The following is a 14,823-nucleotide window of genomic DNA, read 5'->3' on the forward strand; positions in this document are numbered from 1 at the left end:
CAACATCGCTTTATTTAGAAAAAGGCACACGAATGGCACCTTCCATGATCACTCGGGCGCTGCGACTCATGGTCGCCCTCTCTACCTTCCATCCATTTTCAGACTGGATCGCTTTAGCACCAACCTTTAACGCTCCTGATGGATGACCAAAAGTCACAAAGTCACGAGAGCCTCCTCCCGCCGCTAAATTCACTAAAGTCCCGGGGACACTTGCCGCTGAAGCAATCGCAACCGCAGCTGTGCCCATCATGGCGTGATGCAGCTGCCCCATAGACAAAGCACGGACCAACAGATCGGTATCAGCGACAGCAACTGACTTGCCGCTTGAAGCTTGATACGCTTGAGGCTTGGCCACAAAGGCAACCTTTGGGGTGTGGTGACGTGATTCCGCTTGTTCTAACGAATCAATAAGTCCCATCGCAACTGCGCCATGCACTCGGATAGACTCAAACATTTCTAAGGCGTTTAGATCACTATTGATGTCTGATTGAAGCTCTATACCTTTATATCCGACCGATTCAGCATCAATAAAAATGGTTGGTATTCCCGCATTAATATAAGTCGCCTTGATGCAACCTAGCTCTGGAACATCTAAGAAATCGACCACATTTCCCGTCGGAAACATCGACCCACTCCCATCTGTCGGGTCTAAAAAATCGACCTGAACTTCAGCTGCGGGGAAAGTCACACCGTCGAGCTCAAAATCTCCCAATTCTTGGACTTCACCATCCACGATGGGCACATGAACAATAATGGTTTTCTCTATGTTCGCTTGCCATACTCGCACTTCGACCACTCCGTTTTCCGGAATACGACTTAAATCGACCAAACCACTGTGTATAGCAAACGGACCAATTGCCGCAGACAAGTTACCGCAGTTACCGCTCCAATCGACAAACGGCTTATCAATAGCTACCTGGCCAAAGAGGTAATCAACATCGTGACCAGCTTTACCACTCTTCGATACGATAACGGCTTTACTGGTACTGGACGTCGCACCTCCCATACCATCAGTTTGCTTGCCATAAGGATCTGGGCTGCCAATCACACGCAGAAGAAACTCGTCTCTCGCAGGCCCCGTAACTTGTGCAGCTTCTGGTAAGTCATTCAAGCAGAAGAAAACACCTTTGCTGGTGCCTCCACGCATATAAGTTGCTGGGACTTTTATCTGTTTAACGTTCATCACAGGCTCCTATTGCTCGAGAAAGTCTTTTGCAAAGCGTTGTAATACGCCACCAGCGCTATACACACTCACTTCATCTGCCGTATCTAATCGGCAGGTCACAGGCACATCAAGTTTTTCGCCGCTTTTACGAGTAATGACCAACGCCAAATCTGAACCCGCTTGGATGTCGCCATACACATCGTAAAGCTCAGTGCCATCGAGTTGTAATGTGTTGCGGTCCGTCCCCTCTTTAAATTGCAGAGGTAAAACGCCCATACCCACTAAGTTGGTTCTGTGGATTCGCTCAAAGCCTTCAGCAACAATCACTTCTACACCCGCTAATCGCACGCCTTTCGCCGCCCAGTCTCGTGATGAACCTTGTCCATAGTCAGCGCCAGCAACAACGATCAAAGGTTGTTTACGATTCATGTAAGTTTCTATCGCTTCCCACATTCGGGTAACTTGCCCATCGGGCTCAACTCGAGCTAGTGAACCTTGGACCACGGAACCTGACTCTTTGACCATTTCGTTGAACAGTTTCGGGTTAGCAAAGGTGGCTCTTTGTGCCGTTAAATGGTCACCACGGTGAGTCGCGTAAGAGTTAAAGTCCTCTTCTGGAACGTCCATTTGGGCGAGATATTCACCTGCCGCACTTGATGCAAGAATCGCATTTGATGGTGACAGATGATCGGTGGTGATATTGTCACCTAGAATTGCTAAAGGTCTCATACCAGACAGGCTTCGTTCACCTGCGAGCGCACCTTCCCAATAAGGCGGTCTGCGAATATAAGTGCTCTTAGGTCGCCAGTCGTAAAGCGGCTCACTGCTTAGCTGCTCATCATCTGGCTGGAACATTTTCACGTAAATTTGTTGGAACTGTTGTGGTTTAACATGCTCGCCAACAACCGCATCGATCTCCGCATCACTCGGCCACAAGTCATCTAAATAGATAGGGTTACCGTTGTTGTCTATGCTGAGGCTGTCTTTCTCGATATCAAAGCGAATCGTACCAGCCAAGGCATAAGCAACCACTAATGGCGGTGACGCTAGAAAAGCTTGTTTAGCATAGGGATGAATTCGACCATCAAAGTTTCGATTTCCTGATAACACCGCTGTTGAATAGAGATCGCGGTCAATGATCTCTTGTTGAATTTGAGGATCCAGAGCCCCGCTCATACCGTTACAAGTCGTACATGCATATCCAACAATCCCGAAACCCAACTGCTCCAGCTCTGTAAGCAAACCTGCTGACTCTAGATAAAGCTTGGCAACCTTAGACCCCGGAGCAAATGACGTTTTCACCCATGGCTTTCGAACCAAACCAAGTTGATTGGCTTTTTTCGCCACTAGTCCCGCTGCTACCACGTTTCTTGGGTTACTGGTATTGGTGCAAGAGGTTATTGCGGCAATAATTACCGCGCCATCTGGCATTTGCTCTTCGCTATATTGCTCAACGAGTTGGGCTTTCCAAGAAGCTTTGCTGATACCTTGCTGGGCAAGTTGACTGGTTGGTAAGCGGCGATGAGGGTTCGAAGGTCCTGCAAGGTTTCGTCCAACTTTCGATAAATCAAATTCGAGTACACGCTCATATTGAGCCGAATCGAGATCATCCGCCCACAGTCCGGTTTGCTTAGCGTAAAGCTCGACTAACTCAACCTGCTTAGGAGTACGCCCTGTCAACTTAAGGTATTGAATGGTCTGTTCATCGATGTAGAACATGCCTGCCGTCGCACCGTATTCAGGCGTCATGTTTGAGATAGTTGCACGGTCACCAATAGTCAGTGCACGAGCGCCTTCACCGAAGAATTCCAAGTAGCTTGAAACCACCCTTTCATTGCGAAGAAACTCAGTAATAGCAAGTACAATATCGGTTGCTGTAATGCCTTCTTGTCGCTGACCAGTCAGTTTAACGCCCACTATATCTGGCAAACGCATCATCGACGGGCGACCAAGCATCACTGTCTCTGCTTCCAATCCACCGACACCAATCGCAATAACGCCCAGCGCATCAACATGAGGCGTATGGCTGTCGGTGCCAACACAGGTATCTGGGAACGCGATACCTTGTTTAGATTGAATGATCGGAGACATCTTTTCCAAGTTAATCTGGTGCATAATTCCATTGCCTGCAGGAATCACACTAACGTTTTTAAACGCTGTTTTACACCATTCAATAAAATGAAAACGGTCTTCGTTGCGACGCTCTTCGATTGCGCGGTTTTTATCAAACGCTTCGCTATCAAATCCTGCATGCTCGACAGCTAAAGAGTGATCCACAATCAGTTGAGTTTCGACCACTGGGTTTACTTTGGCTGGGTCCCCACCTTGGTCAGCAATCGCATCTCTTAAGCCCGCTAAATCTACTAAAGCGGTTTGGCCCAGAATGTCATGACACACGACACGCGCGGGATACCAAGGAAAGTCTAAGTCGCTCTTGCGCTCAATGATCTGTTTTAAGCTATCTTCAAGAACTGCAGGTTCACAGCGTCTTACCAATTGCTCCGCCAATACTCTCGACGTATATGGCAAGGTTTTATAGCTGCCCGCAGATATCGCGTCTACTGCTTCACGGGCATCGAAATATTCTAAGCCAGTTCCCGGAAGAACCTTTCTGTATTGGCTATTTTCAACGCCTATATCTTGTTCAATGCTCTGGTTTTTCTCTATTTTCACATCAGACATACATCCACCATTATCTAAAATTCTACTCATTGGCTCTCAAGAACAACTCGACATGTGAGTCGCCTTGAGACAGAAGGATTAACGTAAATGAATAGGTAGCCAGTCTTGATGCTCTGGCCCGGTGTAGTCTGCACTTGGACGAATGATGCGGTTATTTTCTCTTTGCTCGAACACATGCGCCGTCCAACCGGTAAGACGACTCATCACAAAGATAGGCGTAAATAGTTTGGTTGGGATATCCATGAAATGATAGGCAGAAGCATGGAAGAAATCCGCATTACAGAACAGGCCTTTTTCACGTTTCATTACCGCTTCAACACGTTCAGATACCGCGTAAAGCTGCTCGTCGCCAACTTCTTGTGCTAGCTCTTTTGACCAACGTTTAATTAGCGCGTTACGTGGGTCACTCTCACGATAAATGGCATGACCGAAGCCCATGATTTTGTCTTTATTAGCAAGCATCTCCATGATGTTCACTTCAGCTTCATCGACGGTTTTCCAATCTTGGATCATGTCCATTGCCGCTTCATTCGCGCCGCCATGGAGAGGGCCTCTTAATGTGCCAATCGCTGCTGTGACACACGAATGAATATCCGACAGTGTTGATGCACAAACCCGAGCTGCAAAGGTAGAGGCATTAAACTCATGCTCGGCATAAAGCGTTAGCGAACAGTGCATGACCTTCTTATGCAGCTCACTCGGTGCTTTGTCCGTTAGCATCTTCAAAAAGTAGCCACCCAAACATGATTCGTTTTGATCCTGTGTATCAATTCGCACACCATCGTGACTGAAGCGATACCAATAGCAGATAATGGCAGGAAAAAGTGCAAGCATACGTTCTGTTGCTGATAGCTGCTCAGAGAAGTCAGATTCTTGCTCTAAGTTACCCAACATTGAGCAGCCTGTTCTCATCACATCCATAGGGTGAGCGTCTGCAGGGATAAGCTCTAAAGCGGCTTTCAACGGTTCAGGCAAACCACGTAAACCAATCAACAATGTTTTGTAGTCGTCTAACTCTTTTTCACTGGGTAAATGACCTCTTAATAGCAGGTATGCTACTTCTTCAAATTGAGCATGATTCGCAAGGTCCGTTATGTCATAGCCACGGTAAGTTAAACCCGTTCCTGATTTGCCAACCGTACATAGCGCCGTCGACCCAGCGCTTTGCCCTCGTAGACCGGCGCCACCAATCGCTGGTGCTGCACTTGCTTGTTGGTTTACTGCTAAAGCATTATTGACAGTTGCTTGATCACTCAAAGATACAGACATGATGAACTCCTTTTCTGGGTTAGCCGCCCTGCACTCTTTGGTGCTGACTATTTATATTCAGTGACCGCAACTATCTCATTCAATTTCACGGTCTCGATGTGACTAACTAACCATTCACGTTATTAGATTAAGTTGATGTTTTAATGTTTAAAACTGTGTTTATTCTTCACTCGAAAACAATTGATCCAGCTTGTTCTCGTAGTCGTGGTAATTCAGGTGTTCATAAAGCTCTTTACGAGTTTGCATTGAATCCAACAGTGCATCCTGATTACCTTCAACTAGTAAGTGCTTATAAACATTCTCTGCCGCTTTATTCATTGCGCGGAATGCACTGAGTGGATAAAGCACCATGTCAACATGAGATTGCGCCAGCTCTTTGCAGTTATAGAGTGGAGTTTGTCCAAATTCGGTGATATTGGCCAAGATTGGCACATGCTTACCTATTGCTGATTTGAGCGCTTCAGAGAACTGAACGTATTGGTCGAGCTGATTCATCGCTTCAGGGAAAATCATGTCCGCACCCGCTTCAACACACGCGATCGCGCGTTCAATCGCACTGTCTATACCTTCTACGGCCAGAGCATCAGTTCGAGCCATGATCACAAAGCTCTCATCAGTTCTTGCATCGGTTGCCGCTTTTACTCGATCGACCATCTCCTTTTGACTAACAATTGCTTTATTTGGTCGGTGACCACATCGCTTCTGAGCCACTTGGTCTTCCATGTGAATAGCAGCAGCGCCTGCTTTTTCCATCGCTCGAATGGTTCGTGCAATATTAAACGCCCCGCCAAATCCCGTATCAATATCCACCAGCAAAGGTAAATCACACGCGTTGGTAATGCGTTCCACATCCACCAACACATCGTTCAATGTGGTAATACCCAGATCAGGTAAACCGTAAGACGCATTGGCGATACCTCCACCAGACAAGTAGATTGCCTGATGACCCAAGTTCTTTGCCATCATCGCGCAGTACGGATTCACCGTGCCGACGATCTGCAGTGGATCATTGTATTGCACAGCTTGGCGGAACTTCGCCCCTGCTGATAACTTCATAATGACGCTCCCTGTTTAATGTTGTTTTTGTAAGTTTTTTAATCCATATCTTTGGATTGAATTTGTTGTTCGATAAGCAGACGACTACCGGATATGTGCCGTCGCATCAGCATCTCTGCCAGCTCTTCATCACGGTTACGAATTGCTTGTAGGATATATTTGTGCTCATCAAGCGCCTCTTTTGGTCGAGACTGTGCACGTGGCGATTGGTAGCGATACATGCGCAACAAGTGGTAAAGCTCATCACACAATAGAGAAATAAGTTTGCTGTTGAGGCTGGCTTTTATGATTCGATAATGGAAATCGAAGTCGCCGTGTTGATGAAAGTAGGAAGAACCCTCTACTTCATCGATATGTTTTGAATGTGTCGACAATAATCCCTCAAGCCCAATAAGCTCTTCTTGTGTGATGTGTCTTGCTGCTAGCCTTGCAGCCATGCCTTCTAGAGCCTCGCGAACCGCGTAAAGCTCAAGTAACTTGTCAGCAGAAAAGGTAATCACTCGTGCGCCAACATGAGGAATCCGCTCAATCAACCCTAGCCCTTCGACGCGCATAATCGCCTCACGTAATGGGCCTCGGCTTACCTCAAAGCGTTTAGCTAACTCGGGTTCAGATATCTTGCTGCCCGGAGCTAAGTCACCGTTGACTATCGCTTCAACCAGGTATTCCGTCAGGCTTTCTGACTTGGTGTTTTCTTTGTCACCAACACGCGTTTTTGTGTTGGCGCTTAAGGTAAGATCTTTTATCGCAGTATTCATATTCACTCTGCTCACTTCTCATTGTCGAACTCAAACTGTCAACAATTTAACAACATGAACATAAAATACACGATCAAATTGTCGACAATCAAGATAATTGTCGACATTTTAGACTAAGGTATGACGCAGAAAAACTGAACAATATGAGGTTGGATTGGTGAATTATAGTTAGCAGAACCCGATGAGGTATTAGCAGCGCTGCGAGTCAAGTGAAAGTATATGGGACGAAACAGTACGTATGGAAATTTACCGTTTTACACGCTTTTTGATTACTAACATTAACGAGCAAGTAAAAACATCCCGCCAACGGTCACCCGTAATGAGATTTTTGTGTTTGTCAATATTCTATCCTTGAAAAGATTCCCCCGGGCATGCCCGGGGTACTTACCATGACAACGCTAAAGCGTTGAACAAAATTACAAACAGCTTACGCTGTAATTTTGGAGTTGGCATTCATCCACGGGTAAACCCGTGCTTTTCTGTATGCACAGAATAATTACAGCCCATACATTTAACATCTGTGAAACATTTCTCTTTTTACTACGTCATATCTTCCCCTTCATTACAAATGAATTTCTCATCACTTCCCGTGAACTTTATGAACTTTATTAACCCAAAGTTCTTTATTCCCAATATCGCCGCATTAAAGACATTTTCTTAACACAGGGTTAACTTTCTCTTCATCTGCTTAGCAACACTCAAGAGTGATGTTTAGCAGCTAGGTATAAAACATAAGTTTTCTCCACTGAAGAGATCCCCTACATAAGGAACGTGAACCATGTTCAAGGCACTGAAACCTACTCTTGCGGCTTCTATTATCGCAGCCACCTTTTCTTTCAACACTTTTGCTGCAGATGTAGAAAAACTCCACTTCCTAATCCCTGGCGGCGCTGGTGGCGGTTGGGATATGACGGCGCGTGGTACTGGTGATGTACTGATAAAATCAGACATCGTAGAAAGTGTCTCTTTTCAAAACCTATCTGGTGGCGGTGGTGGTAAGGCCATTGCTCACCTAATCGAAACGGCACAACGTCAAGAAGACACATTGATGGTGAACTCTACCCCTATCGTTGTGCGTTCACTAACGGGGATCTTCCCTCAATCTTTCCGCGACCTAACACCGGTTGCTGCAACGATTGCTGACTACGGTGCGATAGTGGCGTCTGCGGATTCTAAATACAACACTTGGAAAGACGTAGTAAAAGAGTTCGAGAGTAACCCTCGTAAGGTAAAAATCGCTGGTGGCTCTGCGCGAGGCAGCATGGATCACCTAGTGGTTGCAGCGGCATTCAAAGGAGAAGGCTTTGATGCTAAGAAAGTTCGTTATATTGCCTACGATGCTGGTGGTAAAGCGATGGCTGCACTACTTTCTGGTGAGACACAACTGCTTTCAACTGGTCTTGGTGAAGTATTAGAGATGTCTAAATCTGGACAAGTAAAAGTACTGGCAGTAACGGCTCCGAAACGTCTTGAAGCAGCGCCAGATATCCCGACACTCACCGAGTACGGCAACGAAACTGTATTTGCCAACTGGCGTGGCTTCTTCGCGGCTCCAAACACAAGCCAAGCGAAGATCGATGAGTGGAACGAAGCGTTAGGCAAAATGTACAAAACCGATGAGTGGCAAGTGGTTCGTGACCGTAACGGTTGGATCGATAACTACAAAGCCGACAAAGACTTCTACGCCTTCTTAGAAGCTCAAGAAAAACAGATGGGCGACCTAATGCGTGAGCTAGGCTTCTTGAAGTAACCAATAACGATAGAGGGTCATGGTGCCCTCTTACTCTTTCCTTGTTTCGCCGTACATGAGTTTACTAAAACTCCTTTGTTTATTCGTAACGTATTACCAAAGCTTGCCGATTCTTTGTAGACGCAAGTAGCTAATGCAGCACTGTAATTCGCTTACCTTCGGTTAGTGATCCCAGACATTACTCATTAACTCGCTCATATACGGCTTTTTACTTTCTATACACCCCAAATGGAGTTGGATATGTCGGACTTACCAACCAAATTTTTTAGCAGAGAGTCTCTGCTTTCGAGTGATCGTCTCGGCGCAATGCTCTTCATGCTAGCGTGCTTGTGCTACGGCTATCAAACTACCCTAATTCCGCTATTTCCCGGTGATGAGTACGAACCCTTTACCGCGAGAACACTACCTACCCTGCTGACTTTCATTGGCATCGGCCTTTCACTGATTTTACTTGTTACTGGCCAACCTGACAAAAAGCTGAAGTGTGAAACCGCACCTTTGAACTGGAAACTACTGATTGGTTTCTTAGCACTAATGGCGTTTTACGGCGTTGGGCTGACATACCTAGGCTTTGTTTTAGCAACAAGTTTCTTCTTACTTGCTGGCTTTTACTTACTTGGTGAGCGTCGCAAGTCAATCTTGTTTGGCGCATCGTTTCCTTTCGTTATCGCGTTCTTTCTTCTTTTAACTCAAGGCTTAGATATCTACCTAGAGCCTGGCTTAATCTTCACTCTTTGGTAGGGACAACATTATGTTAGACGGAATTTTACAAGGACTTTCGACCGCCGTGATGCCAATGAACATCATGATGGTTATCGTGGGCTGTTTCGTTGGTACCTTCATCGGTATGCTTCCTGGATTAGGTCCAATCTCAGCTATTGCTCTAATGATCCCTATCACCTACGGTCTAGACCCTTCTTCTGGCCTTATCTTGATGGCTGGGGTTTACTATGGCGCGGTATTTGGCGGCTCAACCTCATCTATTCTAATCAACGCTCCAGGGTGTTCTTCAACAGTTGTAACCGCTTTCGACGGCTACCCAATGGCGCAAAAAGGGCAAGCAGGTAAAGCACTAGCACTTGCGGCCTACTCCTCTTTCACTGGTGGTACGCTTTCAGCGATCATGCTTTTGATTGCAGCTCCGGCGCTAGCAAGCGTATCACTGAGCTTCCAGTCTTCTGACTACTTTGCACTGATGCTACTAGGTCTCTCTGCTGTAGCAGCGTTTGCTGGCCCTGGTCAGGTTATCAAGGCGTGGATGATGACTATCTTAGGCTTAATGCTATCAACCGTAGGTATCGACAAAGGTGTTGGTGTTGAGCGTTTCACATTGGGCCTAACCGACTTGATGGACGGCTTTAGCTTCCTACTATTGGCGATGGCAACCTTTGCACTGGGCGAAACCTTAATGGGCATTCTTAAGCCAGAAAAAGACACCAGTGCTGAAGAAAGCCAGAAGATGTCTGATATCGGCAGCATGAAAGTGACCAAAGAAGAGATCAAAGAAGTCGCGCCTGTTTCAATTCGCTCTTCAATCCTTGGCTTCTTTACAGGTGTACTACCGGGCGCAGGTGCCACTATTGCGGCATTCTTAAGTTACGGCATGGAGCGTAGCCTTGCACCAAAAAACAAACAGAAAGAATTCGGTCAAGGAAGCATTCGTGGTCTTGTTGCTCCAGAATCAGCAAACAACGCAGCATCAAGCGGCTCATTCGTTCCACTGCTAACGCTTGGTATTCCTGGGTCTGGTACAACAGCTATTATGCTTGGCGCATTAATCGCTTACGGTATTCAGCCAGGTCCTCGTCTGTTTGTTGAGCATCCAGATGTATTCTGGTCGGTAATCATCTCTATGTACTTTGGCAACATCGTACTGGTTATCTTGAACCTACCACTGATTCCGTATATCTCTAAGCTACTAGCGGTACCGAGAACCGTATTGCTACCAATGATTTTGTTCTTTTCAATCACAGGGGTTTACTTGGTTTCTTTCAACACCATGGATGTATTTGTGATGCTGATTATTGCGATGGCTGCCATTGCGTTGAGACTGGCTAACTTCCCTCTCGCACCGCTATTGCTTGGCTTTATCTTAGGTGGTTTGATGGAAGAGAACTTAAGACGTGCACTTATGATCAGCGACGGTGAACTGAGCTTCCTTTGGGAACGCCCAATTACGATGACATTCACGATCCTAGCCGTTTTGGTTCTTGCAAGCCCAATTCTGGTTAAGCTCTTCAAGAGCTTTAGAACAAAACCTGTCGAGGCGTAACCAGCACTCACACATAGTGCAAAATACGCAACCCAAAAGGAGCCTCTGGCTCCTTTTCTTTTATCCGCTGCTGAGAATAAACACAGCTTTAAGATGGAAGCAAACTCACAAACTCACGCTTTTAAGACGCTCAGCTCTGATATTCTTAACAAAATAAAGTAAGGTAACCAGTCATTTAACGCGTTGGATTCAAAACTATGGATTGGTTGATTCTATTTTTATCAAGAGTAATTGGTGGTGTGCTTAACTCTATTGCTGGAGGTGGCAGCTTCATAACATTCCCTGCTCTATTGTTTGCTGGCGTCCCTCCGATTGCGGCCAACGCCACGAATACTTTCGCCTCTTGTGCCGGCTACACCAGTGGCGCTTACGCTTTGCGTCATGAGATACAGTCCGGTACCAAGCAACTCAAACTCGTTATTGCTTTATGTGTGCTCGGTGGCGGTATTGGTGCTTTCTTGTTATTGCACACGCCAGAGGCTCTATTTACCCAGTCTGTACCTTGGTTACTGCTTTTTGCCGCAGTTCTGTTTACCTTTGGTGGGACACTAAACAAATGGCTTCAGCAAGCAACCGCGAAACACAAACACGCCACCAGCGTTGGGGCATTTTTTTCAGCGCTGTTACTGCTGATTGTTTGTATCTACGGCGGCTATTTTAATGCGGGTTTAGGCATAGTGACATTGAGCTACTTGTCTCTGGCTGGCTACACCAATATTAATGTTATGAATGGTATCAAGTTACTGGTTTCGGCTTGTGCTTCCCTCGCTGCGATAGTCTTTTTTATTGTCAAAGGTTCAATTGACTGGCCATCGGGTATGGCAGTTTTAATGGGAACCTTAGTTGGTGGTTATTACTCAGCCAAAGTCTCTCGTCGTATCCCACAACAATACGTTCGAAATACAGTGATCATTGCTAGTTTCTTAATCACGGCTTACTTCTTTTACGCCAGTTAAACGCGGAATTTTTGTTACTCACGCAAGAGTGACTACCTACACAACTTTACTCTCGAACTAGCCAGACCACTATTCTATTACTTATATAATAGCCAACTTGGAATGTGTGAATACCGTCATCGAATTAGTAAATTTGATATTAATTTAGGCTATTTTTTAGCCTTTATTATGAACAAAGTGGGATGATTCTCCTGTCGAAAATGAGACTTAATTAGGAGGCGTTATGAACATTAAGCTCGGTCATGTCATGTCATCAAGTCGACTCATTTGCTTTGTGGCTTTTCTTGCCGCAACGTTCGCGTGGATCTTAAAAATGCCTGCTCTGTTTTCTGTATCTGCGCTCTTCATACTGGTCAGCGCCATCGTTTATGTCGTCGATATCTGGAAGAACCAAAAGAGAAATCGCGAAGCTTAAGACTCGATAGCAGTAAGCTGAGCACACAAAAAAGGAGCGCTTAGGCTCCTTTTTTTGTGTTCATCGCTTTTTTGGCGTAACGCTCGTTTCTAGAGGCGCCCAATTTATCGACGCTTTCTTATTATCGACGAAAGTTACGACCGTTGCCGCCGCGACGAGCTTTAAATGCAGAAGCCGCTTTAGCTTGTGAAGCTTGAATCGACTCGACTGTTAACTCCATGGGCTCACGAGGCTCTAACCCATGGCGGAATGTACGTGAACGCGGAGGCATTTGGTATTCAATATCAGACGCTTTAGGCATGCGCTTGAAACGGTAAAGGTAGAAGTTTTCGACCTTTTCACGAGCCCACTCAGTCTTCTTAAGGTATTTAACAGCGCTTGCGATAGTTGGCTTAGTGTTAAAGCAGTTCATACGCATTGCTGCATCTAAAATCTCCCAACCATAATGATCCACTAATTCAGTGATCATGGTTTCAAGCTTTAAGCCATGCAGTGGGTTATTTCGTTGCAGTTCGATTCTTTCTTCTTCAGTCATAACATTACCTTTTTCAAGGCAGATCAACGCCTTGAATATACGCGAGAACACCGTCATCACTGACCGCTTCTTGCTCAATCACTTAGGCATTATGTCCATTGCCCTTATTTATGTCGTTATGATGGCATAAAGCGCGTCGGTTATCCTATTTATCTTTTCATTTAATTTTAAAACGTTCATTAAATGCTCTGACACTCAACATTTGGGCTAGCTGTTGTTTGGACCTACACAAACAAAAGTGCGAGTTAACAAAAATAATGAGAACAAACTGAAATAACCTTTATTTTTTATTGTTATTGTCTTTTATCCGTACGCAATATAAAGACGATATCCAACCGCAAGCCATGACAGCTTAGTTACTACTTAACCTGCAAGATCTCAATCTAATATCAAGCGTTAACTAAACCACACACAACAAAAAAGGATGCCAATTGGCATCCTTTTGATTTCTAGCTTTCACTTTTAAGAGCGTCTGAGCTCTTAACAGCTTCTGACTACGATTATACGTCGTAAGTTGTAGAAGCAGTGTCGCCGCCTGTACCAGTCCAGTTTGTGTGGAAGAACTCACCACGTGGACGGTCAGTACGCTCGTAAGTGTGAGCACCAAAGTAGTCACGTTGAGCTTGAAGCAGGTTAGCTGGTAAGCGTGCAGTTGTATAACCATCTAGGAAAGATAACGCAGAAATCGTACATGGCATTGGGATACCAGACTCTAGGGATTTCGCTGCTACTTTACGCCATGCCGCTAGGCTGCTTTGTAGGATGTTTTTGAAGTACTCGTCAGAACCTAGGAACGCGATGTCTGGGTTTGCTTCGTACGCATCACGGATATTACCTAGGAATGCAGAACGGATGATACAACCACCACGCCACATTAGTGCTACGTTACCGTAGTTTAGATCCCAGCCGTTCTCGTTAGATGCTTCGCGCATTAGCATGAAGCCTTGAGCGTAAGAGATGATCTTAGAAGCTAGTAGAGCTTGACGTAGTGCATCAACCCACTCTTGCTTGTCACCTTCAACTGGAGTAATTGTCTTACCGAATAGAGTTTCAGCTTCAACACGTTGATCTTTCAGTGCTGATAGGCAACGAGAAAATACAGACTCAGAGATAAGCGTTAGAGGAATACCTAGGTCTAGTGCGTTGATACCAGTCCACTTACCCGTACCTTTTTGACCTGCAGTGTCTAGGATCTTCTCAACTAGCGCTTCACCGTCTTCATCTTTGTAGCCAAGGATGTCAGCAGTGATTTCAACTAGGTAGCTGTCTAGCTCATTCTTACTCCAGTCAGCGAATACTGCTTGCATCTCGTCAGCAGACATACCTAGACCATCTTTCATGAACTGGTAAGCTTCAGTAATAAGCTGCATATCGCCGTATTCGATGCCGTTGTGTACCATCTTAACGAAGTGACCAGCACCGTCGTTACCAACCCAGTCACAGCAAGGCTCGCCAGCGTCAGTTTTAGCAGAGATACCTTGGAAGATTGGCTTCACCGCTTCCCAAGCTTCAGCTGCGCCGCCAGGCATGATTGAAGGTCCAAAACGAGCACCTTCTTCACCACCAGATACACCAGTGCCGATGAAGTGGATGCCTTTTTCACGACAGTGCGCTACGCGACGGTTAGTGTCTGGGTAGTTAGTGTTACCACCATCAATGATGATGTCGCCTTCGTCTAGAAGTGGGATTAGGTTGTCGATGAACGTGTCTACAACGTCACCAGCACGAACCATAAGCATCACTTTACGTGGCGTTTCTAGTTTCTCAACTAGTTCTTCTAGAGAGTAAGCACCAACAATGTTAGTGCCTTTAGCTGGACCTTCCAGAAACTCGTCTACTTTCTCGGCAGTACGGTTGTGAGCCACAACTTTGAAGCCGTGGTCGTTCATGTTTAGGATAAGGTTCTGACCCATTACTGCTAGGCCAATTACACCGATATCACCTTTCATTATTTATATCTCCTTG

The 14,823-nt window shown here is 45.7% G+C and carries 12 protein-coding genes; 5 read left to right on the forward strand and 7 right to left on the reverse strand.

What is annotated here, in order from left to right; all coding sequences use genetic code 11:
- Positions 1 to 10: 10 nt before the first annotated feature.
- The 5 genes from prpF to ACTRWI_RS16370 form a co-directional block, all read right to left on the reverse strand.
- Positions 11 to 1,183 carry a 2-methylaconitate cis-trans isomerase PrpF gene (gene prpF, locus ACTRWI_RS16350; RefSeq protein ID WP_499132839.1) on the reverse strand — a complete coding sequence of 391 codons (1,173 nt, stop codon included), beginning with the start codon at positions 1,181 to 1,183 and terminating at the stop codon, positions 11 to 13.
- 9 nt (positions 1,184 to 1,192) lie between these two features.
- Positions 1,193 to 3,847 (reverse strand): Fe/S-dependent 2-methylisocitrate dehydratase AcnD, encoded by a 2,655-nt coding sequence (gene acnD / locus ACTRWI_RS16355; protein WP_499132841.1) that lies wholly within the window; start codon positions 3,845 to 3,847, stop codon positions 1,193 to 1,195.
- Positions 3,848 to 3,925: 78 nt separating this feature from the next.
- On the reverse strand, positions 3,926 to 5,116 hold the full coding sequence (gene prpC, locus ACTRWI_RS16360; protein WP_499132842.1) for a bifunctional 2-methylcitrate synthase/citrate synthase: 1,191 nt from the start codon (positions 5,114 to 5,116) through the stop codon (positions 3,926 to 3,928).
- Between the two features lie 159 nt (positions 5,117 to 5,275).
- A complete protein-coding gene (gene prpB / locus ACTRWI_RS16365; RefSeq protein ID WP_499132843.1) occupies positions 5,276 to 6,172 on the reverse strand; it encodes a methylisocitrate lyase in 897 nt (298 codons plus the stop codon).
- 38 nt (positions 6,173 to 6,210) lie between these two features.
- On the reverse strand, positions 6,211 to 6,930 hold the full coding sequence (locus ACTRWI_RS16370) for a GntR family transcriptional regulator (protein ID WP_499132844.1): 720 nt from the start codon (positions 6,928 to 6,930) through the stop codon (positions 6,211 to 6,213).
- A gap of 778 nt (positions 6,931 to 7,708) precedes the next feature.
- Here ACTRWI_RS16370 and ACTRWI_RS16375 point away from each other — a divergent pair.
- The 5 genes from ACTRWI_RS16375 (at position 7,709) to ACTRWI_RS16395 (ending at position 12,323) form a co-directional block, all read left to right on the forward strand.
- Positions 7,709 to 8,680, forward strand: a complete 972-nt coding sequence (locus tag ACTRWI_RS16375; RefSeq protein WP_499132846.1) for a tripartite tricarboxylate transporter substrate binding protein — start codon at positions 7,709 to 7,711, stop codon at positions 8,678 to 8,680.
- Positions 8,681 to 8,920: 240 nt separating this feature from the next.
- Positions 8,921 to 9,421: a tripartite tricarboxylate transporter TctB family protein gene (locus ACTRWI_RS16380; RefSeq protein WP_499132847.1), complete on the forward strand. Its 501-nt coding sequence runs from the start codon at positions 8,921 to 8,923 to the stop codon at positions 9,419 to 9,421.
- A 10-nt stretch (positions 9,422 to 9,431) separates the two neighbouring features.
- The gene (locus ACTRWI_RS16385; RefSeq protein WP_499132849.1) at positions 9,432 to 10,952 is read left to right on the forward strand and encodes a tripartite tricarboxylate transporter permease; all 1,521 of its coding nucleotides are present in this window, start codon (positions 9,432 to 9,434) and stop codon (positions 10,950 to 10,952) included.
- Between the two features lie 197 nt (positions 10,953 to 11,149).
- Positions 11,150 to 11,908 carry a sulfite exporter TauE/SafE family protein gene (locus ACTRWI_RS16390; protein ID WP_499132850.1) on the forward strand — a complete coding sequence of 253 codons (759 nt, stop codon included), beginning with the start codon at positions 11,150 to 11,152 and terminating at the stop codon, positions 11,906 to 11,908.
- A 223-nt stretch (positions 11,909 to 12,131) separates the two neighbouring features.
- Positions 12,132 to 12,323 (forward strand): hypothetical protein, encoded by a 192-nt coding sequence (locus ACTRWI_RS16395; protein WP_499132852.1) that lies wholly within the window; start codon positions 12,132 to 12,134, stop codon positions 12,321 to 12,323.
- A gap of 121 nt (positions 12,324 to 12,444) precedes the next feature.
- Here ACTRWI_RS16395 and ACTRWI_RS16400 read toward each other — a convergent pair whose 3' ends face one another.
- A complete protein-coding gene (locus tag ACTRWI_RS16400; RefSeq protein WP_032554115.1) occupies positions 12,445 to 12,858 on the reverse strand; it encodes a VF530 family protein in 414 nt (137 codons plus the stop codon).
- Positions 12,859 to 13,358: 500 nt separating this feature from the next.
- Complete coding sequence (gene gnd, locus ACTRWI_RS16405) at positions 13,359 to 14,807, reverse strand: decarboxylating NADP(+)-dependent phosphogluconate dehydrogenase (RefSeq protein ID WP_499132854.1); 1,449 nt, start codon at positions 14,805 to 14,807, stop codon at positions 13,359 to 13,361.
- Between the last annotated feature and the right edge of the window lie 16 nt (positions 14,808 to 14,823).

The organism is Pseudoalteromonas sp. G5_S1_14_S5 (assembly GCF_054968605.1).

Coding starts and splice junctions, on each gene's coding strand:
- prpF (WP_499132839.1), bottom strand. CDS start 1,183: ATGAACGTTAAACAGATAAAAGTCCCAGCAACTTATATGCGTGGAGGC.
- acnD (WP_499132841.1), bottom strand. CDS start 3,847: ATGTCTGATGTGAAAATAGAGAAAAACCAGAGCATTGAACAAGATATA.
- prpC (WP_499132842.1), bottom strand. CDS start 5,116: ATGTCTGTATCTTTGAGTGATCAAGCAACTGTCAATAATGCTTTAGCA.
- prpB (WP_499132843.1), bottom strand. CDS start 6,172: ATGAAGTTATCAGCAGGGGCGAAGTTCCGCCAAGCTGTGCAATACAAT.
- ACTRWI_RS16370 (WP_499132844.1), bottom strand. CDS start 6,930: ATGAATACTGCGATAAAAGATCTTACCTTAAGCGCCAACACAAAAACG.
- ACTRWI_RS16375 (WP_499132846.1), top strand. CDS start 7,709: ATGTTCAAGGCACTGAAACCTACTCTTGCGGCTTCTATTATCGCAGCC.
- ACTRWI_RS16380 (WP_499132847.1), top strand. CDS start 8,921: ATGTCGGACTTACCAACCAAATTTTTTAGCAGAGAGTCTCTGCTTTCG.
- ACTRWI_RS16385 (WP_499132849.1), top strand. CDS start 9,432: ATGTTAGACGGAATTTTACAAGGACTTTCGACCGCCGTGATGCCAATG.
- ACTRWI_RS16390 (WP_499132850.1), top strand. CDS start 11,150: ATGGATTGGTTGATTCTATTTTTATCAAGAGTAATTGGTGGTGTGCTT.
- ACTRWI_RS16395 (WP_499132852.1), top strand. CDS start 12,132: ATGAACATTAAGCTCGGTCATGTCATGTCATCAAGTCGACTCATTTGC.
- ACTRWI_RS16400 (WP_032554115.1), bottom strand. CDS start 12,858: ATGACTGAAGAAGAAAGAATCGAACTGCAACGAAATAACCCACTGCAT.
- gnd (WP_499132854.1), bottom strand. CDS start 14,807: ATGAAAGGTGATATCGGTGTAATTGGCCTAGCAGTAATGGGTCAGAAC.